Consider the following 26,210-nt stretch of genomic DNA (forward strand, 5'->3'; position numbering starts at 1 on the left):
AGAACAGGTGAAAGAATTCGTGCGAATGATTGTCGCAGCCCTGATGACAGGCCTTGTGGGCACGGCCACCGCGACTGCACCGGCAACGGTGGCCGAGACCGTTTCAGTCTTGGAACTGCAGGAGCGCACCCACGTTCACGGATTGGCGGTCGATCGCCGGAGCCCGGACCAGCTTCTGATCGCAACACACCACGGCCTGTTCCGCTCTGGCCCTGACGGGCAGGTGGAACTTGTGTCTCCGGTGCAGGACTTCATGGGCTTCACCCCCGATCCGACCGATCCCAGCCGGCTCTTCGCCAGCGGCCATCCCGCAGGCGGCGGCAATCTCGGCTTCATCGCCTCCAGCGACAACGGCGTGACATGGCAGCAGGTGGCTGCAGGCGTCGACGGCCCCGTTGATTTCCACCAGATGACGGTCAGCGCCGCCGATCCAAAAATGATCTACGGCGCCTATGGGGCGCTGCAGGTAACACGCGACGCCGGAAAGACATGGTCGATCGCGGGACCGCTGCCGCAAAAGCTGATCGACCTGGCCGCGTCGGCCGCCAGTCCCGATACTGTCTACGCCGCAACCGAGGGCGGGCTGCTGGCAAGCCTTGACGGCGGACAGAGCTGGCAAGAAATCCTTGCAGGCGCTCCGGTAAGTCTCGTCGAGGTGACGCCAGATGGTTCGCTCTACGCGTTCGTCCTCGGGCGTGGCCTCGTGCGCTCCGCCGAAGCGGACCTGGACTTCAAGACCGTCTCGGATTCCTGGGGTGATCGAATCCTGCTGCACCTTGCCGTCGATCGGGCCGACAAGAGCAGAATGTTCGCCGCCTCCCACAAAGGCGCGATCCTGGCCAGCACCGACGGCGGAAAGACATGGGTCGAATTCGGCAAATGAGGCTGATGGCAATGAGCCGGCGTTCGCTTGGGACGTTCGCACTTGTCACCGCGGCGGCGGTTGGAGTCTTTCTTGTTCTCGACAGCAGATCAGACGCCTTGCTCAAGGCGGGGAATGCCAGCGTCGTCGGTCGCGGACAGGTCGTCTACCTGGAACATTGCGCTTCCTGCCATGGCCGAAACCTCGAAGGACAGCCAGATTGGAAGTCCCCGGACAACGAAGGATTTCTACCGGCGCCGCCGCACGACGCAAGCGGCCACACCTGGCATCATCCGGACAGGGTTCTTTTCGACGTCACCAAACTCGGCGTTGCCAAGGCCGCCAACCTCAAGAACTACAAGACGCGCATGCCCGCCTTTGAAAATTTGCTTGAGGATGACGAGATCATCGCAGCCCTTTCCTACATCAAGGCAACTTGGCCCGAAGACATGCGTCGTCGGCATGATCAGCTGAACCGGGTGGACGAGTTGAGGAAGCGCTCCAATCCTTGACGATATACGGCTACCGGCTGGCTGCATCGAGCAGACAGTCGATTTAACTAAGGCCTCCGGGCTTTGTTCCGAGCGGGCGTTCGACTATTCAGGAGATCGTCTGGTGAAAAAAAGCCGCGCCTGAACCAAACCGGTCGGCACGATTACTATTGTGACGCGGAAGGTGCTTCGGCGCCAACGGCTTGCATCTCCATGGGTAGAGAGGACTCGCGCCTTGACTGTATCCTTAGCGCGCGCCATCGCCGCATGAACGCTCAATTCTCAACAAATTCTGGTATCCGGCGTGGATGATTTCGCGATTCTCGGATTGTTCGCGATCGCTTTCGTCGCAGCCACCATCTTGCCGGCGCAGTCGGAAGCAGCGCTCGTCGGCTTGCTTGTCGCGGGGACGCAATCGCCGCTATTCCTAGTCGCCGTCGCCAGCCTTGGCAACGTGCTCGGCGCTATCGTCAACTGGGCATTGGGGCGCGGGATCGAGCGGTTTCGGGACCGGCGCTGGTTTCCTGTCACTCCATCCATGCTCGATCGCGCCACGGGCTGGTATCGGCGCTGGGGGCGGTGGAGCCTGCTTTTGAGTTGGGCGCCATTCGGCGGCGACGCGCTGACGGTCGCCGCCGGCGTGCTGCGCGAGCCGTTGTGGAGCTTCGTCCTCCTCGTCACAATTGCCAAGACAGCGCGCTATCTTGTGCTGGCCGTGGCCACCTTGAGCCTGGCGTGAGGTTGGTTTGGTCCAGAACCTCATCGCGATCCAACGCGAAATCTACTTGGCTTTCGCCGACCGGATCAGGACATTCGCAAAACCGCGGACTGGATGCTGCTCGCGGCCTACCTAGTTTGGTGGGCAAACCCAAACCGGCAGACGAAGCGGCTATGCAGCGGACCGGCGCCAAAACGGTTCGCCAGATCCAACCTGGCGATATGGTGACGCAGGACTTTAGAGAGGATCGGGTGACGATCGAGACTGATCCGGCGTCGGGGCGGGTCACGCGGGCCACCTGCGGCTGATTTGTCTGTCGCCAAAGAAAAAGGGCCAGCGGTAGCCGCGGCCCTTGAGGTGTGAAGGTCTAAGCCTCCAGAGGGAACGATCGACGCGGCGGCTGGGAGGACCCGCTTCGTCGGTCAAGATTCCATATGGGGAAGCGATAGGCGGCCTGCAAGCTGCTCAATCTGCATTCCGGTTCTAAGGGTCTTTCTCTTCTGGTGCAGTGCTGCGAGCTTCAGCCTGAGACAACCGTTCCAGGAGGGAATTGATCCGATCATCATTCTGTATCGGCTGATGCTTCACATGGGCCTGCGCTGCCTTACGCAACATGTCACTACAGGCTAGCTGCCTGAATACGTGAGGTCTATCTGTCATCGCTGCCCCTCCGTCGCCAGAACGCCGTGAGGAGTCTCAGGTTCCTATCTGAAGTGATGGAGAGATACGGAGAGGTAAAATCTCTCTCAACATCAACCATTACACCGACAAGGGAGGGTTCGCGTCAATGATGCGCGGTTCCCCCAATTTCGCCGCTGCGCAACGAAATCGGCATGTACCACTGTAAAACGGGGAGCTGCTGATGGGATCTGCCGAATGGGTGGCCTGTCTTATGCAGTCGGCATGGTCTTCGTCGCCTAGATGCTCTTTGCCATCAGCTGACCGCTCATATGGGACAGAGATTATGGAGGTAGCAACGGACAGCAGAAACGTTGCCTTCAGCTTGAATGGTCGATCTTCACTTTCCGGGAGATTGTCATAAAGCTCTGTTAGTAGCCTATTTGCCCGTCGTGGAATCTCGCGACTGAACTGTCTCGGGCTTCCCATTCATCGGTTCCTAGCTTCGCATTGATGGGTCATGGGCGCTAACTGTTCGCTCGGAGCGGTCGGCTCACGGCGAAAACCAAAGCCAACCCGTTGAGTGTCATGGCGCGGCTTTCGCCGCGCCATTTCTTTTCTGCCTTCCGATCGTCCGGGGCTCCATGGCTATCACCAGGTCATGCACCATCTTCAAGGCCGTATCGTCGAGCTTCTTCAGGTGGTCGACCGTTTCTCCCATCAGCTTGTTTCTCACGTCTTTTCGTGACTTGCCTTTGGGATGAATAGGTCGTTCGTTGACGAAGGGATCGAAGAACTCTTCCGGAGTGATATCCAGAACCTCGAAAACGTGGATCAGCCGTCCGACGGTCATCAAGGAAGAGGCGTTCTCGTAACGGGAATAGGTCGCCTCTTTCACCCCCAGCAGTGTAGCGACTTTGGCTTGCGCAATCTGTCGGTCGGTTCGCAGGTCACGCAGTCTCTGAGCAACGAGCAGATCCAGTTCCTTGAGATCGATGATCTTTCCGTCGAGCCGCTTGCGATAAACCGGATAATCTTTGTTCGGGTCGTCAACGCGTTCAAGTCCGAGATAGCTTACCCACTGCTCGAGTCCGAAACCTGCCATTGCCACCAACCACACTGGAAATTAATCGTTATTCCTCTGGAACAAATAAAGATGGTACCTCGAAAGTCTACCCTGAATAGCTACTTTAGCGCATCGCTTTGCGAGCCCGCTCTATGCCTTCGGCACGGAGCCAGCAGGCGCTGTCTCCGCCCATTCGGGTGACGATCGGTTGCGCTGCGGCTTCGCCTTCAATCACATGCATCTTGGGCAAAAATCGGTACCAGCATTTACAGCCTCTCCCGATCGACCCATATTGGCTACTGATCAAGTCAGGTCGTGGCAAGTCTCTAGCCCTTTCTTGTCGCGTGCCTACGGAGGCCGCCCCGCCTGATCGGGGCGGCCTTTCCGCAACTTGAAAGCTCCTCACCGCCATCAGCACAAGTCACCGTTAGTCCGGTCGCCTTCACGATGAAGCAGTGACGCCGTAGGCGTCCTGTCTGTCTCTTTTGATGAGGGAAAGAGGAGCGCCGCCCCCTCTCCCTCACAAGGGGAAAAAACGGTCTCCCCGTCCTTCCTTCGCGCAGCCTTAAGGCCGCGCTTTCGTGCAGGATCGCCGCTAACGCGCCGCCCCTTCGGCTCTGCCTCGGGCGGGCGACCCCCCTCCGTTTTTATCCCCTTGCCACCCTCTCCCCCGCTGCTCCGCGCGAGCTCGGGAGCAGGAGCGGGGCTCCTGCCCACGAGGGGCACGAGAAGACCGCTTCGCGGAATTGGAGAAAGGGCTAGACTATGACCACAACCGCAACCGTTTACCTGCTGGACCCGGAAGCCGGGACCATTCAAGCCGCAGAGGTCGCCGCGCCAAGCGCATTCTCTCAGACCTACGGGCTGATTGGATGCCAGCTTGTCGAGGTGGTGCCATTCGACACGAACCACGTTCTTATCGTCGATGAGGAGGGTTTGCGCGACGGCTTGACCGCCTTCACTGTCTTTGATGGCTACCCGCAGCCATTGGCTGGAAAGATCGTTCTTGCCAGCCTGGACGGCTCGCATGTCCTACCGCCGCAGATCAGCATTGAGGAAGCAGCGGCCCGCCTGAACGTCTGCAAGCCGGTTCTTGATCCGGTCTTTGCCAAGGCAGACGAGCATTCCCCCAATGGGGTCATTCTGGGCGGCGCTTTGATCGGGTTCCAGACCCGCATCACCCGCACTCACCCAACCGTCATGGCGGGGGTAGTCGGATGATCGTCGCTGTTGTCGAGGACCGCACCCTGTCCATTCTCGCCGGAACCTTTGCCGCGACCATCGCGGCGAAGGACATCGAACATAGCTTCCATGCCCTTACTCATTTTCCGGAGCGGCGCACCCTTTCCGAACTGGAGGGGCTGGCAGAGCGCCTGAACGGCTTTGCCGCCTACATGGTGGAGCTGTGGGAGCAAGCAAAACTGCCCCTGCCGGATGCTGAACTAGAGGCGTTTGCCCGCCGTCATGTCGAGATCACCCGCAAGTATTGGGCAGCGGAAGGCCGTTGCATGAACTGGTTTATCACCGGACCTGCGCGTTTTCCCGTCGCCCGCAATGAAAAGCGGATGCGAGTTTCAGACGCCCGCCGTGCTGACATCTCAGCCCATATCGCGACTGCGAAAAAGGCAGTGAAGCGCAAGGCGTTTCCCCACGGGACCGATGACGAGCCGATCCGCTCCGGCGACCCGGCAGCCATGCAGCGCATCGCCTCGCGGATCGAAGACCTGGCACTGTCCATCGACCGGATGAAACGGGCGAATGTCATCATTCGCCAAATGGAGAAGGATCAGGCGAGCGAAGCCGACATTCTGGCCCGTGTGGTGGCCGAAACCGGCATGGACGAGGAGAGAGCAGCGCGTGGCGTCCAGCTAGCCCCTTGGCAAAACCGGCGCGGGTTTTCCACCACCAACACCCGCGCCGAGCTGCGCCGGATGCATCCCGCCTCGCTTCGCTGGCGGCCATGAAGAAGCGCGGCGACCGCGCCGAGGACGTCGAGACGGAGGCAGGAGCCGTCACGGTCAAGGAAAATACCGACGTGGCACGCATTCAGTTGCTGTTTCCCGGCAAGCCGGACGAACAGACGCGGCGCACCTTGAAATCTCACGGGTTCCGCTGGTCCCCTTCGCAGGGGGCTTGGCAGCGCAACTTGAACGAGGCCGGACGCTATGCGGCCAAGTGCGTCTTGAGATCGATCAGCGGCGACACCGCCGCTTAATACCTGGTATCCAGAGGATCCAAAATGAAGAGCAGGACCGAGCGTCGAAGAATAGAAGTGTTCGACACGCCCTCCGGGCTAGGAGGGAGCCATACGGTTGAGGTTGTCGAAGACCACGGACACGGTAAAGTCAGAGTGCGCGTCTGGTATGGTCGCGCCACCGCGACAGGCCGGGAAGCTTGGAAGGACTGGGACGGCTACACGTTCGAAACCAGCCGGGATCAGCTTCGCAACAAGCGGATAATGCCGCTATACAAGGGCAGATAGAGTTTTGAGGGCGGAAGCAGCGTGCGCGGAGCCAGCCCGCGCTATCTGGGAGAATAGGCTGCCCAGACCGAGGCGACGGGCCTCGCCCTCGAAAGGAGTTGATGTGATGTGGTTCATTCCACTGACCATCACTCTTAAAATGACGAAGACCCGGAAGAGCTGGTCACTCATGTTCCGGGTCCAAGTCATCTTTTAAGAGCAGGGGCGGCGGGCGAAAGCGCGCCGTCCCACTCCCTCAATATAAGGCCTTTTCATCGTTTTCTCAAGCACAAGGAAGACATGTCATTGAGCCGCTACACCGTGACCGTGAAGGCCGACGATGACACCGACGAGAACGCCGTGATCGGATATGATCCGCCGCTGCGGACCTTCTTTCTGCAGGCGTTCCCTGATGAGCAAACCGACCAATACGCGTTGTGGTTCGGGACGCTTCTTAGCGGCAGTGTGTTCCGCAAGATCGACCGTTGGGGGAACGTGTCCCAACGGGCACTGGAGCCTGCCGCGGTGAACGCGACCGTCAAGAAACGAGCGGAAATGGCCGGGCTTGAGCCAACAGATTTGTCGGCCCACGGGCTACGATCAGGATACTTCACTGAAGCCGCCAACCGCGGCATCTCTCTTCCTGAAGCGATGGAGCAGTCACGCCACCGCTCTTTCCAGCCGGCATCAAGCTACCATAACAATGCGACTACGCGCAGCGGTCGGGCGGCGCGACTACTATAGCCTATCACAGCCAATCAACTAATGGATGCCTCATACTGCTGAGGCTCTTTTATATCGGTGCAGACCATTCTGATCGGTACGCGCGGGATACACGAAATGCCTCGCATGGCTGTATGGACCTGCTTTCCACCTTTGCGCAACTTGGATCTGCGCCGATGCCAATCACTCGCGAGGCAGATCCCTCGACTACTTTACAACTGTAAAGATCTTGTATCTTGGAGATTGCGGGCATCCTCCGGCGCTTGCATTGACCCCCACAGGCACCATGACATTCTTAAGTCCGCGCGCATCAATCAAATCTTGATACCACGCTCCATTGGAGAACCGGCTCTAGAAGCCCTAGCGAGTTAACTGCGTATCGTCGGTTAGGAAATTCAGTACCTTTTTCGCTGCGATTACGTTGTAAGGAAAAACCCCGACAGACGAGTGTCCACAGCTTAGACGTAAAACCTCTGGCTGCCGATTGCACCGCGTCAAATCGTCGATGACCCTATCCAGCCCGTAAGCGCCCGGTGAGGGCCGCCTTGCGAGGTTGATGCGAACATCGGAAGTCCTAGTGGTAGCACTAGGAGTAGTCATATGACGAAGCATCCGATTGAAGTGATCACGTCTGTCGAGCGCCGCCGACGCTGGTCTCGGGAGGAGAAGGAGCGGCTCGTTGCTGCCTGCTTTGAACCTGGCGCTGTGATCTCGGAGGTAGCCCGCGCCGCCGGTATCCATGTCAGCCAGCTCTTTCGTTGGCGCAAAGAACTGTGCCGGATCGAGGAGCCGTCGAAGCAGGTATCGAGCACGTTGGTGCCCGTGATCGTGTCGGAGACCGCGCCGGCAGCCCAATCCGCTGCCCCGGAAACGCCGGTTCCGTCACAACCCCGCCGGAAGCGCAGCGATGTGACGATTGAGCTAGGCCGTGGTCGTCGTGTCCGCGTGGACAGCGACATCGACACGGAGGCGCTCGGTCGCATTCTCGACTGCGTGCTGGGTCGGCGATGATCCCTGTTCCTGCTGGTGTGAAGGTCTGGTTGGCGACCGGCCATACGGACATGCGCAAGGGCTTTCCCGGTCTGTCGCTGATGGTGCAAGAGACACTGAAGCGCGATCCAATGTGTGGCCATCTATTCGTGTTCCGAGGGCGTGGCGGCGGCCTGATCAAGGTCATCTGGCACGATGGCCAGGGAGCCTGCCTGTTTACGAAGAAGCTGGAGCGGGGACGCTTCATATGGCCATCGGCGGCCGATGGGACGGTGGTGATCACGCCGGGGCAGCTTGGCTATCTCCTGGAGGGTATCGACTGGCGGATGCCGCAAAAGACCTGGCGACCAACTTCGGCCGGATGAGCAAAAACGCTGGAATGGCGGGGGCGAATATGATTCCATCTCGCCATGAACAACCCCGCCGAACAGCTCCCGGGTGACCTTGCCAGTGCGCTCGCACTGCTGGCTGAAGAGCGTGCGCGGCGTGTTGCTGCCGAGGTAGAAGCGGCGACTGCCAAGGCGGAAGCTGCCAGCGCAAAGGCGCTCGTGTCGCATTCGGAGGCGCTGATTGCGCGGCTGAAACTGGAGATCGAGAAGGTTCGAAGGGAGCTGTACGGCAGTCGCTCTGAGCGCAAGGCGCGGCTACTCGAACAGATGGAGCTGCAACTCGAAGAACTCGAAGCTGATGCTGGCGAGGACGAGCTCGCGGCAGAGATGGTTGCCAAGGCATCGAGTGTCAGGGCTTTCGAGCGCAAGCGGCCATCCCGCAGGCCCTTTCCTGAACACCTGCCGCGCGAACGTGTCGTTATCGCCGCCCCAGCCAGTTGCCCCTGCTGCGGCTCGGCCAAGCTGTCTAAGCTCGGTGAGGACGTTACGGAGACCCTGGAGGTCATTCCGCGTCAGTGGAAGGTCATCCAGACGGTGCGGGAGAAGTTCACCTGCCGCGAGTGCGAGAAGATCACGCAGCCGCCTGCACCCTTCCATGTGACACCTCGCGGCTTTGCTGGCCCCAACCTTCTGGCGATGATCCTGTTCGAGAAGTTCGCCCAGCATCAGCCGCTCAATCGCCAAAGCGAACGCTATGCCCGCGAGGGCATCGACCTCAGCCTGTCGACGCTGGCCGATCAGGTCGGCGCGTGTGCCGCAGCCCTCAAGCCGATCCATTCGCTGATCGAGGCTCATGTCCTGGCCGCCGAGCGGCTGCATGGCGACGACACGACCGTGCCGATCCTGGCGAAGGGAAAGACCGATACGGGCCGCATCTGGACGTATGTTCGGGATGATCGACCGTTCGGCGGGCTGTCACCGCCTGCGGCACTGTTCTACGCATCGCGAGACCGGCGACAGGAGCATCCCGAGCGCCACCTGAAGACCTTCACCGGTATTCTGCAGGCCGATGCCTATGGCGGCTATAACCCGCTTTACAAAGTAGATCGCGATCCCGCACCGCTGCGCCAAGCACTCTGCTGGGCACATTCACGCCGCAAGTTCTTCGTGCTGGCCGACATTGCCACGAACGCCAAACGTGGAAGCAAGGCCGCGCCGATCTCACCCATGGCGTTGGAGGCCGTCAAGCGGATCGATGCCCTGTTCGACATCGAGCGGGAGATCAACGGTCTTGCCGCCCAACAGCGACTGGAGCACCGATGTAAGAACAGCCTGCCTCTCGTTGAAGAACTGCACGACTGGCTCCAAAATGAGCGGGCAAAGCTGTCGCGCAGCTCTCCGGTCGCTGAGGCAGCCGACTACATGCTGAAGCGCTGGGATGGCTTTACGTCATTCCTCGACGATGGCCGTGTCTGCCTCACAAACAACGCCGCCGAACGAGCGCTCAGAGGCTTCGCGCTGGGCAGGAAGTCATGGCTCTTTGCCGGATCGGATCGCGGTGCTGATCGTGCAGCCTTCATGGCAACGCTGATCATCAGCGCCAAGCTCAACGACGTCGATCCCCACGCTTGGCTTGCCCACGTCCTTGCCACAATCGCAGACACGCCGACCACAAAGCTGGAGCAATTGCTTCCGTGGAACTGGACACCCAGAACGTTAAACGCTCAAGCGGCCTGACCTGCGGCCTTCGCCGGATGCTTACTATTGTAGCGATGGTCTCAAGGGTCATGTAGCGGGATCGTGGGACGACCCATTCGTCGTTTTGTTCGAGCAGCAGTGCCCCGACCAGCCTGACGATGGCGTCATCGTTTGGGAAGATGCGCTGCCGATACCCTCTGTGCATCGCTTGATCTCGCCGTTGAGGCGTTCGACCGTCATGAGCTCTCATGAGTCAGACCCTGAATTTATTCGTACGGCAGTTCTCCGAATAGCCCGATCATGAGATCGCCGCTCAATACCTTGAAGGGTATCTCGACGTACTGGCTCGGGTGTCTCGGCTTGGCAGGACCATCATTTGGGGCGTTTCGCGTGTGGCCTTTCACATGTTCGCCGTTTTCCTTGATGAACGGCAAGATCACCAAGCGACCGTGGTTCGCGGAAACGATCGTCCCTTCAGTCCAAAGGGTAGTCCCGTCGTCAGACTGGTCGCTATTCGTCGTCTTGACCTGCCAGCCAACTTGCCCGTGCTGCTCATACCAGAAGACGACGCCGTTACAGACGAGGACCCGCTCGCCACGTGCTAGGGCTTCGTCAAGCAGACGCCGGACGCTTGCGAGCTGAAGCAACTGATTTGCGCGGGGAAGCAGGGCTTGGCGAATTTTCGCCTTTACCTCTCCCCAATGTTCAGTCGGGTTCAGATCGAACCCAGATGCGATCTTCGATCGCTCGATAAGTGTGGCGCCACGCTTGTGCAGATTGCCGTTTGCCAGCACGTCCCAGACACCTTCGTAGAATTTGCCCATTGCAATCCTTTCGCGGAGCTCTCCCACCCGAATACCGGTCACATAGGGATATTCAGACAATGCCACTGCGAGAGCTTCCCGAAACGGTTCTGCCCTTTTGGTGAGCTGCAGTTCTGATGCAGCGGGAGCGGGTACTGCGGCTTTGCGCCTCTTGGCTTCGGCAAGCATCAGCGCTTCCTCGGTCCGCAATCGGTCCTTTGCCTGGAGGGCCTTTGACATCTTTAGTTGCAGCGAACGCCGGAGATCTTCTCCTATCGGGCTGAGCTGAAGTTCGGATGCATAGCGCGCATTCAAATTCGCGCTCGCCGCAAAGGCGGCATAGGCGTCTAAATGCCGGTCCATTTTGACATGACCGTCTGAAGCTGGAATTCTTCGATCACGCCATTTCGGCGCACCAACTTGGCTGACGGCGAGCTCGAGCATTTCCCAAAAACCGTTGAGAGGATCGTAGGTCGGCCATACCGCAAGAATGGTGTCAAAATCCCGCCTGCTATCTCCCCATTTCATCGCGCGTATCGTCCCACGTCATCTAGGCGTCATCTCCGAATAGACGCTAAATACCTATATGATGGTAGAGTCGATTCTTGAATGAAAGTGCTGGTGAACACTTTCCAGTTGTTTTCCTCACCGTGTAAACGACACATGTTTCGGTCGCATGAGGGTCGGGGAAATAGAAAAGCATTGACTTCTGGCGTCGCAAAACTCGTATACAATCTGAAACGGAAGTCGACTTTATGGGCACCGAAGAACAAATGCTCGCGGAGAGCATCCGAACCACGATCAGCAAAACTTCAGACGTTTTATGGCGACTACTGCCGCTGCAGCCACGATCTATGGAAGAGGCTAAGGAAGACCCCACGGACGAGCTGATTGACCTTGACTGTGAGCTGAGCGACTACCTCAAGAAGCTCTACCGCGATGTCGCGATATTGGCCGAGCGTATGCAGCTCCCGCTGCTTTGCCGGAAGATTTCGGAGACGTTCAATGAGCACAGAGATACCCTCACGCACGTGAGGAATCATTTCGACGAATACTTGGAGTGCCCGTCGTTCAGGGACATTCGGGACGTTTTTAACTCGATCGATGTGATGATCGATGGCAAAGACATTTCTTCGGTCGCCGTCCTTCAGAATATCCTTGAAAATACGCGCAAGATCCTGGTGAACGCCGGTATCCCAGTTCCGAACTCCGAAAAAGAAATTTATGCCGCGGTCGGCAAGGTCCTGAACTACGCGTTCCACGACGTGATACCGCAGTATAGCCTTCCGCGCCCGCTGAAACAGTACAAGCCAGAATTCGCAATTAAGTCAATCAAATCACTGGTTGAATACAAATTTGCAAGAAATGAAAACGACCTGAAGCTAAAGGTGGACGAGCTTTACACCGATACCCGCGGTTACGTGAATGACAGCGGCTACAGCACGTTTTTCGCGGTTATCTATTGCCACGATCAGTATGCCCACATCGAAAAGGTCAAACGGGAATTTCAGACCAGCGAGATAGGACCTCATTGGCGGATCGTTCTTGTTCACGGTGGTGGTGCGGCACAACGAGCATTCAATACGGAGCCGCGGCCTAGTGATGACTGCGAGCACGAAAAGATCTGATTAGGATGGAACGTCTCATCAGTGATGTTCCGTCGTGACCCAGTTCGTTGGAAGAAATCGGCAATCTTCCGTGCATGGCGTTCGGCTTCATCGTCGGAGCGGCAAACGAAGCCCACTGATCCAGGTCGGTGCCGGAAGAGCTGCAGATGTGAAGGTAGGATCTTGGCATCGCCGGCGAACTTTGTTGATGCCGTTCACTTCCCAGGATCAGAGGGGGCACTGGCTACTCGCTTCGAAGAGGTCGACGATTGCCGGAACTATTTGCAGCGCTAGGTTCCACACCAGAAGAGACGATCTAATCGGGAGCGGATCGTGAAGCACGAAGGGCACGGATCCGGACGCCACTATTCATTTTCTCAACCTGCGCCATCACACGCTCCTGCATTGGTCAGTGTGATCGGTGCGACGGTCATCCTGTATGTCGCCAAGGATGTTCTTCTCCCTCTTGCGATCGCGGTGCTGCTGACTTTTGCTCTCGCGCCAATCACCTCCCGCCTTCGCAAGCTGGGGCTGCCACGGACTTTGGCGGTGATCATTACCGTCGTACTGGCATTTGTTGTGCTGGTCGTCTTCGCGCTGATCGTTGCCGGGCAGGTCGCGGAAGTGGCGCAGAACGTCGCCGCCTACCAGAGCAATATCATCGGAAAGATCCGAGCTCTTCAGGAGAGTGGCAGCGACAATGGTCTTGTTCGTCGGATCATGTCGGTGGTCGAAAATGTCGGACGCGAACTTAACAACGCAGACGAGGACGGTGTCGGTCAGGAAGCTTTGGTGCCTACCAGGGAGCCTCTGCTTGTCGAAATCTTCGCGCCCAATAGGCCGATTGAGACACTGACGAGCCTGATCAGTCCCCTGATCGGGCCGATTGCATCACTGGGTCTTGTTGTTGTCGTCGTCATCTTCATGCTGCTGGAGCGCGAGGAATTGCGAGACAGGCTGATCCGACTGGTCGGCTATGGTGATCTTCATCGCACCACCGAGGCCCTCCAGGAAGCCGGACGACGTGTCGGTCAATACCTTCTGACGCAATTGCTCATAAACTGCGCTTACGGAATTCCGCTGGCTCTCGCCTTATGGGTGGTCGGTATCCCAAACGCGATCCTCTGGGGCATGCTCGCGATCGTTCTAAGATTCGTGCCATATATCGGTCCCGCCCTGTCGACAGTATTGCCCTTGTTCCTGGCCTTCGCGGTTGATCCGGGGTGGGGTCTGGTCCTCTGGGTGGCAGGGATCTTCATCGTCCTTGAACTGACGAGCAACAACATCATCGAACCATGGCTATACGGTTCGCGAACGGGGCTGTCGCCTCTTGCCATCATCGTGGCAGCGATCTTCTGGGGGTGGCTCTGGGGACCTGTGGGGCTCGTTCTTTCGACGCCGTTGACGGTATGTCTGGCTGTTCTGGGGCGTTATGTGCCCCGGTTCGAGTTCCTGGAAGTGCTGTTCGGCAGTGAGCCCGTCCTCGACCCAAAGGAGCGGCTCTATCAGAGATTTCTGGCGGGCGATCCCGATGAGGCGACGGATCAGGCTGAAGAGCTCCTCCAGGAAGATTACCTTGAGGATTACTATCGGGATGTTGCGATACCGGCTCTTCTGCTTGCCGAGCAGGATCGACGTCGAGGTGTTCTGACGAATGAGCAGATGCTGCAGGTTGCCGAAACGGCCACCACGCTAGTTGCTAATCTGGAGGAGATTGCTGACGAGGAAGAGCAGGAAGAAGATGAGCAGCCGGAGGAGGCGGAGCAAGATGGTGTCGAGCTTCCGGCAGACCAGGAGCTTCCGGATGGCACTGGGATGACAGTCTTCTGCGCGGGAGGCAGAGGGCCACTGGATGACGCGTCCGCTGCGATGCTGGGGCAGGTTCTTCGGGTACAGGGCGCTGAGGTTACGCTCCAGAAGCACTCCGACATGCTGAAGGACCGCCGCAATGAGCTCGTGCCCTCCGACGTCGCCTCCATCGTCATTTGTTTCCTGAACGAGAGCTCTGCCAGGCACGCGCGCATCCTGCTCCGACGTTTCAAGCGAACGCACCCTCGGACCCGTGTTGGATTTGTTATCTGGAGAACAGAGACGGAAGGGTTTGCAACGGCCGATATCGATGCCGATTTCACTGCACGGGATATTACGACGGCTGTTCGGGAAGCGTTATCTGACACACCAGCCTCTGTCGTTCTGCCTCAGCGCAAGTTCAGAATTCGGCGCCCGCCCGTCGTCCGAGCAAGCGAGAGCTGAGCACCTGAGGTAGATCTGAACGTCCGGACCGCATTTCTCGCGGCTGCGACGTGTAGTCTTGTTCCTGCAACATCCATGTGGTTTAGTCATAGAACCTTAACCAGCGTACCTTGTGTGCTGCGTTGGCATCACTTCGAAGCGGGGGAGTGGAATGCCGTCATCAAGCGAGCCTGGCCAATTACCCAAGGCCGGAGCACCACGCTCATCAACCGCGCAATCGCTGCGTAGAAGCCAGGCGGCACTGCCTCGTCTCTATGAGGAGCTTCTTCATCCTGCCTTTCTGACGATCACTCTTGTCCTGCTGCTTTCTGCTGCGGTCCTGGCTTTTGTTTTGAGAGCGAGCTTTGTGCGGACACTCGATGCTGGAGCGGAGCGGGCATCGACCTTGAGCCGCTTGCTGCAGGAGCAGACCGCCGGCAGCATCCAGAGCATCGATCTTGTCCTTCAGAGCATGGTGGACGCCGTTTCTACCTTCCGTATTCCGGAGCACGATGCCGAGTTTCAGCGTTTACTTGACAAGAGGCTGCGGGTCCTCCCTCACGTCCGGGCGCTCTACGTGATCGGAGCTGACGGATTCATCACCCATGACACCGATCATCCTGCGACGCCGCGGGTCACCCTTGCAGACCGAGACTATTTCCGCTTCCACAGGTCGTACTCTGCTGATGCGCTTCACATCAGCGAGCCGTTGATTAGTCGATCCACCCAGCGCTGGTTTGTTAGTGTCAGCCGGCGGATAGGCAGGTCTGATGGCGGTTTTGGAGGGATTGCAGTTGCCGCGTTGGAGCCCGCCTTCTTCGATCGTCTTTTTTCAGAGCTTTCCTTATCCGAGAACGACGCGATCAATTTTCTGCATGCAGACGGCACCCTGATTGCGAGATCTCCGACGGGGCAGGAATTCGTAGGTCAGAACTTCGCGACATCACGTCTGTTCACGGAGCTTTTGCCGCAGGAGCGGAGTGGCAGCTATTCAGTCGTGAGTGAGGCGGATGGAGTTGAGCGGATTGTAAGTTACAGAAGGGTGGCTGGTTATCCGCTTGTCGTGACAGTGGCTCTGAGTCGCTCAGACCTCCTCGCCAATTGGAAAACAGTGGCGATCGCCACAACCACGGGCTTTTTGCTTCTGACCGCGCTGGTCCTGCTTGTCACCCTCAGAACGATCCGCAATCGGCGTGAGCAGCGACTGGCTCATGAACGTGCGCTGACAACCCAGAAGCTTGAGATGCTCGGGCAAATGACGGGAGGCATTGCGCATGACTTCAACAATGTGGTTGCTGTCGCCTTGGCAGGGTTGACCATGATCCGGAAGCACCTGGACAACCCGTCGCGAGCCGGTCCTCTCCTCGACGAGACCGAAAAAGCCGTGCATCGAGGGGCAGACATCGCTGCCAGATTGCTAACTTTTGCAAGGCACAGAGAGTTGGTCGTGCAGCCAGGCGATCTCAATGCTCAGATACGTTCACTGGAACCGATGCTGAAGCAAGCAGCGGGCTCCAGCGTCAGCCTCGAGCTAGAGCTTGCCGAAGATGTTCCTGAATGTCTCCTTGATAATGTTCAATTCGATGCTGCTCTGCTGAACCTGGTGATCAACGCCCGTGATGCAATGCCACAAGGTGGGTCCATCACGATCTGCACAAGAAGCCATCCAACAACGGACAAGCCGCAGCAAAGTAGCACGTCCTTTGCCTGCGTGCAGGTCAGGGACACCGGAAGCGGGATGACCCCTGAAGACATGCAACGTGCATTCGAGCCGCTTTTCTCCACCAAGGGAGAAAAAGGAACCGGTCTCGGGTTGTCACAGGTGCAATTCTTCATGCACCAGATCGGTGGACAGGCCCGGCTCAGCAGCGAGCTTGGCAAGGGCACCACCGTGGAGTTGCTTTTTCCCTGCGTCTCCTGAGCACCGGCACCTGAATACACGAAGCCGTAGGGGCTTCTCGCAAAGAAGAGATGAGTTCACCGGGCTGCACTGACCTTCAGAGCCGCTGCTCTACTCTTGAACGCCACGGCCTCCCCGAAGGGGATCGGCCTTGCGAAGAGGTAACCTTGCCCAAAGTCGCAGCCCCAGCCCGCGAGCTTGAGCGCTTCACCCTCGGTCTCGATACCCTCCGCGACCGTGGTCAACCCAAGACTTTTTGCAAGACCCAGCATCGCCTTTACGATTTCGCCGCGGTTACTCTCGGTCCCGAGCCCGGAGACGAATGACCGGTCGATCTTGATCTCGTTGACCGGGAGTGTTTGCAGGTGAACAAGCGATGCGTAGCCGGTACCGAAATCATCCAACGATATACCGACGCCGCATTCGCGCAACCGCTTCAGATTCGCTATAATTTCACTGTTCAGCTCATCCACCAGAACACGCTCTGTGATCTCCAGCTTCAGTACGTTGAAAGGAAGCCTTTTCGCCTTGAGGAGGTTGAGGAGGGTGCAGAGGTAGCCGGGTTTCAGAAGGTTTTCTGTTGCCAGGTTGATCGAGACCTGGCCGAAGCGATCGCCTCTAGATTCCGCCAGGGCAATGTCATTGACCACCTTTCTGGCCATACAGAGACCTAAGGCATCTGCCTGACGTGGATCATCGAGAGCGTCCTTTACATCCCCCGGCAGAATGAGGCCTCGGGCTGGGTGACGGATACGCAATAGAGCTTCGAAGCCTCGCACACTTTGGTCGCAAAACCCGATGACTGGCTGATAGAATGGCTCTACCCAGTCCTCTCGAAGTGCCATTCGTACGATTTCCAACGCGTCGCTTCGCTTCGATGCTGCACTGCGCATTTCCGGCGTGTACTGCCGAACCTTGGCTTTTCCGGCGTCCTTGGCGGCATAGAGGGCGAGATCAGCCTTCCGGAACACCTCATCGGGGGACTCGTTCGCGTTGCCGATGGTACAACCAACGCTAGGCCTGCAGATGCGTGCCTTCCTGTTCGCCTTGAGATCAGCATCGAGGACAACTTCGATGGCTCTCGCCCGCTCCAGCAGGCTTGGATTGCTGTGTATGTTGCCACAGATGATGGCGAACTCGTCCCCGCCGAGGCGCGCAACAAACTCACCGGGCTTGACGATGCGTTGAAGGTAGCGGGCAAACAATCGAAGCACGGCGTCCCCAGTCAAATGACCGTAACGATCATTGACGAGCTTGAAGTCATCCATGTCGAGCACCATCAAGCCAATCGGCTTTGTGGCGTCAGCTAGTCGCCGCTTCAATTCCTCGGTGAAAGAACGACGATTGGGAAGCCCGGTCAGGTCATCCTGGTAGGCCTGCCGCTTCAACCGTTCATCAGCGATGTGCCGTTCGTGAATATCTTCCACTGTGCCATACCAGCGGAGGATGCTGCCTTCTCCATCGCGTCTGGCCGTTGCACGTGCTCGTGCCCAACGGAACTCACCGTTCTTGAAGCGGACACGATAGTTTACGTCCACCGGGTCTCCCTTAGACAGAGCTTCGTTCCAAGCCGTGTTGGTATGCTCGATGTCGTCCGGATGCACCGCTTTGAGCCAACCGGTACCTAAGGCATCCGCCTGTGCGATGCCGGTCATTTCGGTCCATCGAGAGGAGACACTGAGAATCTGACCTGTAGGATCGGATGTCCATGGGATCTGAGGGTTCTGCTCCACCGTATGGCGGTAGTGTTCTTCACTCTCGCGCAGTGCCTCGAACATGCGAGCTCGTTCGATTGCGAGAGACGCCAGCCCTCTCAGCCGGGCCAGTTCCTGAGCTTCTTCAGGACTTGGAGCGCGTTCTTCCCGGAAATAGAAACCGAAAGAAGCAATGACTTGCCCGTTCGAATTGAACACCGGCTTGGACCAGCAGGCTCTGAGACCTAGCGGCAAGACGAGGTGACGCCAGGTTTCCCAGAGAGGGTCTGTCGCGATGCTGGTAGTGATGACATCTCGACCTTCATAGGCAGCCGAGCCACAGGAGCCGACGCCTGTTCCAATTCTGACATTCGGAACCGCATCCATCATCTGTGTCGGAAGATGCGGAGCGACCCCGGAGCGAAAACATTCCCGCTCCCCGTCGACCAGGAGTATGCTGCACGTGGAGCCCGGGATCTGTCTTTCCGCTGCTCTGCATAACTCGGCCAATAATTCGTTGAGCTCGACGCCCGAGATTGCCATCTCCAGGATTGTGCCTTGCGTTGCGTCTCTCAACTCCGTCGCAAGCCATTCATGTGCATCAATGGCACAGCCGACCCATTTACCGCTGCCGACATGTCGCAGGTTCAACAGGTGTCGGTGGTATGCGCCGTCGTAGCGTTGGACGCGAAGCTCACCTTGCACTGTCTCGTCTCCAACAGCAGCATAGGGAAGTCGTGCACGAAATGCCGCGGCATCAGCCGGGTGGATCGCCTGCAGCCAACCGTGTCCTACCCCTTGATTTTGAGGGATTCCTGTGAATTCCGTCCAGTGCGCGTTGAGGAATTCGACCCGACCCAGCTCATCGGAAAGCCACACAAGGCCTGGAACTGCTAATGTGAGGGCGTCAAAGAGCTGTCGTTCATTCATCGGCGGTTCCGTCGCGAGGCAGCATCATGAGGACCGTAACTCGATAGATTATTAGTGTCGACTAAAGTGGCTACTTTTCCTTGATAAATGTTAATTTGTGGTGACAGTAGCTGGGTTCGGTTTGTCGCTCGCATCCAAGGCCGGTAGGCCCCATGCCGTGATACCCGCTTCCCATCAAGGAACGTTCCCCTAGATAAGAACCACAGACGCATGCATCCCGGAAATCAATGATCCCTTCTGACCTGAACTTCCCCGCTCATGACGGTGAACTTGCCGCGATCATTCGAAACTTCGATTGGGCGTCGACTTCTCTTGGTCCTGTGTCCCAATGGCCGCAGGCTATCGGGGGTACCGTCACCACGATCCTCCAATCCCGGGTTCCGATTGTGACGCTCTGGGGCGAGGAGGGCATCATGATCTATAACGACGCCTACTCGGTCTTCGCTGGCAAGAGACATCCAGCGCTCTTGGGCTCGAAGGTTCGAGAGGGCTGGGCGGAGATTGCTGATTTCAATGACAACGTGATGAAAGTGGTCCTCTCCGGCGGAACGCTTGCCTACGAAGATATGGAGCTTACGCTGTACCGCAACGGACAGCCGGAGCAGGTCTTCATGAACCTCGACTACTCACCCGTGCTGGATGAACAGGGAAACCCCTGCGGCGTAATGGCGATCGTGGTCGAGACGACCGGGAAGGTAACAGCGGAGCGCTGGCGGCAGGGAGAGCAGGACCGACTACGTCGCATGTTCGAGCAAGCGCCAGGGTTCATCGCGATGATGCGGGGACCTGAGCACGTATTCGAACTGACAAACCCTGCCTACCGCCGACTGGTCGGTGATCGAGCTCTGGTAGGCATTCCGGTCCGAGAAGCCTTCCCGGATCTGGAGGGCCAAGGCTTTGTTGATCTACTGGATGAGGTTTTCCAATCAAGGACGGCGTTTGAGGGAAGCGCCCTGCCGATAAGACTTCAAGCGCCGTCGAGCGCAGAGGTCGAGGAGAAGTACGTCGACGTGGTATTTCAGCCCGTTTTCGACGCTCAAGGAGGCGTCCTCGGGATCTTCGCTCAAGGAACGGACGTCACCAATCGCGTTGCCGTGGAAAAGGCTCTCGCACAAAGCGAGCGGCAGAGCCGACAGATACTGGATGGCGCCACGGACTACGCGATACTGGCGCTTGACCTCGAGGGACGCATCTTGCGCTGGAATGAGGGGGCCAAGCGGATCTTTGGATGGACCGAAGAGGAAGTCGTCGGCGAGCACTGGGACATGCTGTTTACCTGCGAGGACCGTGTGCATCGCAAATCCGCCGAAGCCATGGAGGCGGCTCTTCGGTTGGGAACGGCTCACCACGATCGATGGCATCTAAGGAAGTCGGGGGAGGTATTCTGGGCCAGCGGCTCCATCAGTCGATTGCTTGACGAGCAAGGAAACTCCGTAGGTCTGGTCAAGGTCTTGCGCGACAGGACGGAAGAACATCTCGCCGCACAGGCTCTAGAAGAGGCTGAAGCGCGCCTCCAACGGGCACAGGAAGCAGGGGGGGTGGGTCTATTTTCCCTGGACCTCCAATCGAACATGCTGAGTCCGTCGCCCGAATTCTGCAAGATCTTCGGTCTAAACCATGTCGATGAGATCGCTGTCGAAGAGGTCCAGAAGCTCATCCATCCGGAGGATCTGCATATTGCCTCCGACCCCAAGGCAAGGCGAGAGGGCACCATCCCTCTGGAAGTGGAGTACAGAATACGTCGTGCTGGTGACGGTGAAGTGCGAGTTATTGCCCGCCGATCGGAATATGAACGCAACATCGAAGGACAGCCAGTACGCCTAGCGGGGGTAATCCACGACATCACGGAAAAGCGAAGGACGCAGAAGCAACTTCGAGATAGCGAGCAAAGGTTCCGGGCGCTAGCTCAGGCGATCCCCAATCACGTTTGGACGGCGCGCTCTGACGGGCAACTCGATTGGTTCAATGACCGTGTATACGAGTTCTCCGGTGCTGAACCCGGAGACCTAGATGGTCAGCGATGGTCAGCCATTGTGCATCCGGAAGACCTATCAACTACGGCTGATCGCTGGCAGGCCGCCCTGGCCGAGGGCGAACCCTACGAGATGGAGTTCCGTCTGAGACGGTCAGACGGGCAATACCGCTGGCACATTGCTCGCGCAGTTCCAATCAAAGGAGACGATGGCAGGGTTCAACGGTGGATCGGCACCAATACCGACATCGAGGAGCAGCGAGACGTCCGCGCGAAGCTAGAGGAGCTCAACCGCACGCTCGAGCAGCGCGTTGCGGAACGCACAGCCGATCGCGATCGCATGTGGCGTCTCTCCACGGACATCATGTTGGTGGCCGACTTCGAAGCCAGAATAACTGCAGTCAATCCGGCCTGGAGCGTGATTTTCGGCTGGAGTGAGGACGAACTCATTGGCAGATCCTTTCTCGACCTCCTGCATCCGCAGGACCTGGAAGGGACGCTTGCCGAGGTTAGTAAGCTCAATGAAGGCGTTACCACCTTCTCGTTCGAGAACAGATACCGGTGCAAGGACGGGAACTATCGCAGGATCTCGTGGACGGCCGTCCCTGATGATGAATTCATTCATGCCGTCGGACGCGATGTTACGGAAGAGCGAGAAGCCGCCGAGACCCTGAGGGAGACGGAGAGAGCTCTTCGACAGGCCCAAAAGATGGAGGCAATTGGCAACCTGACCGGTGGCGTTGCCCATGATTTCAACAATCTTCTGCAGGTTGTGGCGGGCAATCTTCAGCTTCTGGCAAAGGATCTGGCTGGAAACGAGAAGGCTTGCCGTCGCATTTCAAACGCCTTGGCCGGCGTCGATCGCGGATCGAAGCTGGCGTCCCAGCTCCTTGCCTTCGGCAGGAGGCAGCCGCTGGATCCCCGCGTCGTGAACATCGGACGGCTGATCCGAGGCATGGATGAGATGCTGCGGCGGACGATCGGCGAGGAAATCGAGGTGGAGACAATCGTCTCAGGTGGCCTATGGAACACCCTCGTTGACCCCATGCAGATCGAAAACGCCCTGCTGAACCTGGCGATCAATTCGCGCGATGCCATGAACGGCGCCGGCAAGCTGACAATAGAGGCCGGCAACGCCTACATCGATGATGCGTATGCGCGGCTACACGACGACGTTGAGGTCGGCCAATATGTCTCTCTGGCCGTATCGGATACCGGTTCAGGGATGCCGCCGGACGTCATCGAGAAGGTTTTCGAGCCATTTTTCTCCACCAAGCCCGAAGGGAAGGGGACTGGTCTTGGGCTGTCTATGGTCTATGGCTTCGTCAAGCAGACGGGCGGCCACGTAAAGATTTACAGTGAGGTGGGGTATGGGACCACGGTGAAGATCTATCTTCCGAGGTCCACACAGCTTGAAGATATAGAGGTGGATCCAAGTCCCTATTCAGTTCAGGGAGGTCAGGAGACCATTCTCGTCGCGGAAGATGACGATGATGTCAGGGCGACCGTCGTCGACCTGCTTCAGGACCTCGGCTACCGGGTTCTCAGGGCGTCCGATGCGGCTGCGGCACTTTCGATCATCGAAAGCGGGATACCGATCGACATGCTGTTTACCGACGTCGTAATGCCAGGCCCCTTGAAGAGCGCAGAGCTCGCGCGCCAGGCGAAAGAGCGGCTTCCCGGCATCGCTGTCCTGTTCACGTCGGGATATACCGAGAACTCCATCGTACATGGCGGGCGGCTTGATCCGGGCGTTCAGCTCCTGTCGAAACCGTATACGCGAGACGCTCTCGCTCGCAAGGTTCGCCATGTCCTGGCCAACCAGAAGCAGGTGGGTGTCGCAGCCTCCCGCGTCGAAGTCGTCAAAGCGGAGCCGAAGGCGATGAAAAGGGCGGGTTCTGTTACTGTCCTCCTCGTTGAGGACGACGGGCTGATCCGCATGGCGACAGCAGATATGCTAGAGGAGCTGGAGTATGACGTCCTTGAAGCGGGCTCGGCGGAAGAGGCACTTCCGATCCTGGAGCGAGAGGAGGTCGATATTGTCGTGACCGATCTCGGACTTCCTGGCATGTCTGGCGAAGATTTCTGTCGGGACGTGCGTCGACGCTGGCCGCAGATTGGGTTGGTTTTCGCGACAGGAGCAGCCCATGGCCCCGTGCTGGAAGATGCGTCACGCACGGCTTTGTTGACGAAACCCCATGGGGTGGAGCAACTAAGGGCGGCGCTGAAAGCTGTGGTGAACCATTAGCGCAGGCGGCGTGAGGTGCGAACAAATGCTCAACGTTGATCAAGATGCCGTTAGTCTAAAGAAATTCACCACCAGTAACATTCGGGATGTCGATCCCGGCGGGTGCAGCAACCTAAACTTGCCAACCCGGTAACGGATGGCACTGCAGCGTCGCTGCGAGCTTACAAAACAACGTGAGGATGCTGCCGTGGGAGCGGAGATTTGGTCAACGCTGGTCAGTGAGTTCTCGGATGTTCCAGACGTGTCTACCATTACACGCATCACGGTGCGCCTGGTACTCGCGGCGGTGCTCGGTGGGATCCTCGGATATGAGCGGGAACTGAAGGGAAGAAGCGCAGGCGTCCGGACGCACATGCTGGTGGCCGTCGGTGCAGCACTCTTCGTACTAGGTCCGTTGCAAAGTGGCATGGAGATCGGAGATTTGTCCCGCGTGCTGCAGGGCATTGTGCAAGGTATCGGCTTCCTCGGTGCGGGCGCGATCATGGTTCGTGCAGCGCGGCGGGAGGTCGAGGGTTTGACGACGGCAGCGAACATCTGGGCGACGGCCGGGATCGGAGTGATAGCGGGTCTGGGATTGGAAGCAACCGCCGTCCTGTCAACCTTCGTGGTCTTGATTATTCTCGCGGCGGTGCCCGCCATGCTTCCAAAGCTGTCCGCGAAGAAATCAAACCCGAACGAGTCTGATCCAAGTTGAGCAGATACACATCGTCCCGATACCGCACTCCGTTAGCTACGACGTAGAAGCCGGATTAGGAGCTTCGAAGGCAAGTGCCTCCCACTTCACCATTCAAGGTCGCCTGTGACATCTCCGGGGAGGGATGCTTCAGTCCTTCACAAGGCCCATGACTATGAGTCCTGCCGCAGTCACGAGGGCGCCGAGAATGACCGCTGGAGCAGCCCACCCGTGCCCCAGAAGTCCCTCAAGCACGATCACGAAGCTGGGCGTCAGATATCCATAACCAAGGACTTTGGCAGCCGGTAGACGCATGGACGCGTACTGAAGCAGTAGGAAGGTAAAGGCGGTCGTCACGATGGAAAGGTAGGCAAGGGTGGCCCAGACCGACAGTGGCAGAGCTCTAAACTCCAGCGAGATCAGTTCGCGTGCACCCGTCGGCACCAGCCATGGCACCGTGAACACGATGATCCAGAAACCGAACAATACGGGGTTCTCCCCCCGGGATAGTTTTCGCAGCAGCGGCACGTAGGCGGCATGGCCGATCACACCAGCGAGAAAAATCAGTTCGCCACGCCCGATGTCGAAAGAAAGCAGTGCCTGGACGTCGGCGCGAAATATGACCCAGATGGCTCCAAGACCTGCCGTGACAAGGGCAACCAGGACGTCCGGTCGTGTCCGTTGGCCGATGAACGTCAGCGCAAACCCTGCGCTGATTAGCGGCATGAGGGTGAAGACTGCTCCTGTCTGGACCGGGCTGGTGAACTCCAGCGCGATGAACATCGTGAGCATGTACGTTGCAATGAGACCGCCGAGAACTGCATATCTCCAGACGGCTCGAGGCAGCGCGAACGGGACCCTCATGATCCAGAACGTCAGAACGCCCATCACTGCCACCGTCATGAGGTAGCGCATCAATGTCAGCGGCCCGGCGTCCAGATGTTGCGCCGCCATGCCGCCAAACGAGAATGATCCCGCGATGAGTGCGGCGAACAACAACATGGCGAGATGAGCAAGCAGCTTCTCACGTCCTCGAGCATGGACGTTGGAGAGCGCAGGAGCGAGGGAGGGACCGGGCGGGGGCATGACCTGAGCAGATACCAGACGAACGCTTGGGGATAAATGCTCGAGCACGCGTTGTCGTGGAATGATTATGAGGGAGGCGCACAGGGAGTCTCACAACGGAAATGATTTCCGCTTCGCGCCAACAGCGGACATTGCAGTCCAGCGCATACGGCTGCGTTGCGGCAATTTCTAAAGCGAGCCGAACGCGGCGATTCCTGCCCCAGGATCACAGGTTGACCCGCTGGTGATGTGACACGCGGGTCAACCTGAAGTTCATCCCACAAGCAGATGGCTCATCGCCGGGTCGGGAATGACGACGATGCGGCTGCCATCTCTTGCCTCGTCGTGAAGATGGATCACATCCTGATTGATGAGCCGAATGCAACCTGAGGAAACGGCCTTCCCGATGCTGAACGCCTCAGGCGTGCCGTGTATCCGATACAGCGTGTCCTTCCCGTTTTCATGGATATAGAGGGCGCGAGCACCGAGTGGATTTTTGAGTCCGGGATCCATGCCTCCATTTGCAATGCTGTAGGGCTCCAGCCCTGGCTGCCGCGCAACCATTGAATCAGGCGGTGTCCAGCGCGGCCATTCCCGCCTGTAAGCCATTATGGCCTCCCCAGCCCAGGCGAACCCCTCCCGTCCTACTCCGATTCCATAGCGGGTCGCGCGGCCACCTGCCTTAACGTGGTAGAGATATTTGGCTGGCGTATCGACGACGAGGGTGCCTGGCTTCTCGTTCGTCGGATAGTCCACCTCGGTTCGCCAGAACTGCGGCGGTAGCTGGCTGATGTCGACCTCCGGGATCGGAAACCTCTCATTGGGCATTGCATAGTACATCGGCGGCACCACCGGCGCAGGCGCTGGCGGAGGTTCGGCGATCGTCACGACGGGCGGCGGTTGGGTCGATACACAGCCAGAGACGGCGATCGCCCCTACACCAAGGATGAAGGAGCGCCTTGGCAAGCCTGCACCCACCCACCGTCCATTTGAGCTGCTCGTTCTCTCTTCAGTCTGACTGTCATAGGCCATGTCGGTACTCTCTGTTAATCTCGCGGGCTGCTTCCAAGCCTGCCCGCCTTAGGGCAACCTTAAGTGACGAATGGCGGAGGCCAGTGCGCCGTGGAGCC

Annotated in this window: 21 protein-coding genes and 2 pseudogenes; 17 read left to right on the forward strand and 6 right to left on the reverse strand. The window is 58.3% G+C overall.

Annotated features, from left to right (window positions below):
* Nucleotides 1–7 precede the first annotated feature (7 nt).
* The 4 genes from FN060_RS19335 to FN060_RS23585 all read left to right on the forward strand — a co-directional run bounded on the left by FN060_RS19335 (nucleotide 8) and on the right by FN060_RS23585 (nucleotide 2,379).
* Complete coding sequence (locus FN060_RS19335; protein ID WP_142589644.1) at nucleotides 8–883, forward strand: WD40/YVTN/BNR-like repeat-containing protein; 876 nt, start codon at nucleotides 8–10, stop codon at nucleotides 881–883.
* A gap of 11 nt (nucleotides 884–894) precedes the next feature.
* Complete coding sequence (locus FN060_RS19340) at nucleotides 895–1,374, forward strand: c-type cytochrome (RefSeq protein WP_142589645.1); 480 nt, start codon at nucleotides 895–897, stop codon at nucleotides 1,372–1,374.
* Nucleotides 1,375–1,657: 283 nt separating this feature from the next.
* Nucleotides 1,658–2,092: a YqaA family protein gene (locus tag FN060_RS19345; RefSeq protein WP_142589646.1), complete on the forward strand. Its 435-nt coding sequence runs from the start codon at nucleotides 1,658–1,660 to the stop codon at nucleotides 2,090–2,092.
* A gap of 152 nt (nucleotides 2,093–2,244) precedes the next feature.
* Complete coding sequence (locus FN060_RS23585) at nucleotides 2,245–2,379, forward strand: I78 family peptidase inhibitor (RefSeq protein WP_425312199.1); 135 nt, start codon at nucleotides 2,245–2,247, stop codon at nucleotides 2,377–2,379.
* Between the two features lie 896 nt (nucleotides 2,380–3,275).
* Here the strand turns inward: FN060_RS23585 and FN060_RS19355 are convergent.
* Nucleotides 3,276–3,794, reverse strand: a complete 519-nt coding sequence (locus FN060_RS19355; RefSeq protein ID WP_052114374.1) for a helix-turn-helix domain-containing protein — start codon at nucleotides 3,792–3,794, stop codon at nucleotides 3,276–3,278.
* Between the two features lie 726 nt (nucleotides 3,795–4,520).
* Here FN060_RS19355 and FN060_RS19360 point away from each other — a divergent pair.
* From FN060_RS19360 to tnpC, 8 genes and pseudogenes are all read left to right on the forward strand, one after another.
* Nucleotides 4,521–4,976, forward strand: coding sequence for a DUF3846 domain-containing protein (locus FN060_RS19360; protein WP_142589648.1), 456 nt, complete (start codon nucleotides 4,521–4,523; stop codon nucleotides 4,974–4,976).
* Nucleotides 4,973–5,719 (forward strand): hypothetical protein, encoded by a 747-nt coding sequence (locus FN060_RS23285; protein ID WP_244665889.1) that lies wholly within the window; start codon nucleotides 4,973–4,975, stop codon nucleotides 5,717–5,719. The genes FN060_RS19360 and FN060_RS23285 overlap by 4 nt, the downstream gene beginning before the upstream one ends.
* Complete coding sequence (locus FN060_RS23290) at nucleotides 5,716–5,970, forward strand: hypothetical protein (protein ID WP_244665890.1); 255 nt, start codon at nucleotides 5,716–5,718, stop codon at nucleotides 5,968–5,970. The genes FN060_RS23285 and FN060_RS23290 overlap by 4 nt, the downstream gene beginning before the upstream one ends.
* Before the next feature lie 24 nt (nucleotides 5,971–5,994).
* Nucleotides 5,995–6,237, forward strand: coding sequence for a hypothetical protein (locus FN060_RS19370; protein ID WP_142589649.1), 243 nt, complete (start codon nucleotides 5,995–5,997; stop codon nucleotides 6,235–6,237).
* Between the two features lie 438 nt (nucleotides 6,238–6,675).
* Nucleotides 6,676–6,960 (forward strand): annotated as a pseudogene (locus FN060_RS19375) (site-specific integrase); the annotation flags it as partial.
* Nucleotides 6,961–7,539: 579 nt separating this feature from the next.
* Nucleotides 7,540–7,950: an IS66-like element accessory protein TnpA gene (gene tnpA, locus FN060_RS19380; RefSeq protein ID WP_142589650.1), complete on the forward strand. Its 411-nt coding sequence runs from the start codon at nucleotides 7,540–7,542 to the stop codon at nucleotides 7,948–7,950.
* Complete coding sequence (tnpB, locus tag FN060_RS19385) at nucleotides 7,947–8,294, forward strand: IS66 family insertion sequence element accessory protein TnpB (protein WP_037103542.1); 348 nt, start codon at nucleotides 7,947–7,949, stop codon at nucleotides 8,292–8,294. Before tnpA ends, tnpB begins: the two co-directional genes overlap by 4 nt.
* A 45-nt stretch (nucleotides 8,295–8,339) precedes the next feature.
* The gene (gene tnpC, locus FN060_RS19390) at nucleotides 8,340–9,995 is read left to right on the forward strand and encodes an IS66 family transposase (RefSeq protein WP_142589651.1); all 1,656 of its coding nucleotides are present in this window, start codon (nucleotides 8,340–8,342) and stop codon (nucleotides 9,993–9,995) included.
* 25 nt (nucleotides 9,996–10,020) lie between these two features.
* Here tnpC and FN060_RS19395 read toward each other — a convergent pair.
* Both FN060_RS19395 and FN060_RS19400 read right to left on the reverse strand, forming a co-directional pair.
* A pseudogene (locus tag FN060_RS19395) lies at nucleotides 10,021–10,190 on the reverse strand (transposase); the annotation flags it as partial.
* A gap of 32 nt (nucleotides 10,191–10,222) precedes the next feature.
* Nucleotides 10,223–11,287 carry a hypothetical protein gene (locus FN060_RS19400; RefSeq protein ID WP_142589652.1) on the reverse strand — a complete coding sequence of 355 codons (1,065 nt, stop codon included), beginning with the start codon at nucleotides 11,285–11,287 and terminating at the stop codon, nucleotides 10,223–10,225.
* A gap of 227 nt (nucleotides 11,288–11,514) precedes the next feature.
* Here FN060_RS19400 and FN060_RS19405 point away from each other — a divergent pair, with 227 nt between their 5' ends.
* From FN060_RS19405 to FN060_RS19415, 3 genes are all read left to right on the forward strand, one after another.
* Nucleotides 11,515–12,387, forward strand: coding sequence for a PD-(D/E)XK nuclease domain-containing protein (locus FN060_RS19405; protein ID WP_142589653.1), 873 nt, complete (start codon nucleotides 11,515–11,517; stop codon nucleotides 12,385–12,387).
* Between the two features lie 309 nt (nucleotides 12,388–12,696).
* Nucleotides 12,697–14,619 (forward strand): AI-2E family transporter, encoded by a 1,923-nt coding sequence (locus tag FN060_RS19410; RefSeq protein WP_142589654.1) that lies wholly within the window; start codon nucleotides 12,697–12,699, stop codon nucleotides 14,617–14,619.
* 151 nt (nucleotides 14,620–14,770) lie between these two features.
* Nucleotides 14,771–16,519, forward strand: a complete 1,749-nt coding sequence (locus tag FN060_RS19415; protein ID WP_142589655.1) for a hybrid sensor histidine kinase/response regulator — start codon at nucleotides 14,771–14,773, stop codon at nucleotides 16,517–16,519.
* A gap of 56 nt (nucleotides 16,520–16,575) precedes the next feature.
* Here the strand turns inward: FN060_RS19415 and FN060_RS19420 are convergent, their stop codons facing one another.
* Nucleotides 16,576–19,122, reverse strand: a complete 2,547-nt coding sequence (locus tag FN060_RS19420; RefSeq protein WP_142589656.1) for an EAL domain-containing protein — start codon at nucleotides 19,120–19,122, stop codon at nucleotides 16,576–16,578.
* A 413-nt stretch (nucleotides 19,123–19,535) separates the two neighbouring features.
* Between FN060_RS19420 and FN060_RS23655 the strand changes: the two genes are divergently transcribed.
* Entirely contained in the window at nucleotides 19,536–23,342 is a 3,807-nt protein-coding gene (locus FN060_RS23655) for a hybrid sensor histidine kinase/response regulator (protein WP_342345192.1), read from the forward strand.
* Nucleotides 23,343–23,583: 241 nt separating this feature from the next.
* Nucleotides 23,584–24,036, forward strand: coding sequence for an MgtC/SapB family protein (locus FN060_RS19430; RefSeq protein WP_244665891.1), 453 nt, complete (start codon nucleotides 23,584–23,586; stop codon nucleotides 24,034–24,036).
* Nucleotides 24,037–24,165: 129 nt separating this feature from the next.
* Here the strand turns inward: FN060_RS19430 and FN060_RS19435 are convergent, their stop codons facing one another.
* Both FN060_RS19435 and FN060_RS19440 read right to left on the reverse strand, forming a co-directional pair.
* Entirely contained in the window at nucleotides 24,166–25,101 is a 936-nt protein-coding gene (locus FN060_RS19435) for a DMT family transporter (RefSeq protein ID WP_244665892.1), read from the reverse strand.
* Nucleotides 25,102–25,353: 252 nt separating this feature from the next.
* Complete coding sequence (locus tag FN060_RS19440) at nucleotides 25,354–26,046, reverse strand: L,D-transpeptidase (RefSeq protein WP_342345193.1); 693 nt, start codon at nucleotides 26,044–26,046, stop codon at nucleotides 25,354–25,356.
* Nucleotides 26,047–26,210: the final 164 nt, after the last annotated feature.

The sequence above is a fragment of the Pseudorhizobium halotolerans genome (assembly GCF_902153235.2).
In the GTDB taxonomy this organism is placed as follows: domain Bacteria; phylum Pseudomonadota; class Alphaproteobacteria; order Rhizobiales; family Rhizobiaceae; genus Neorhizobium; species Neorhizobium flavum.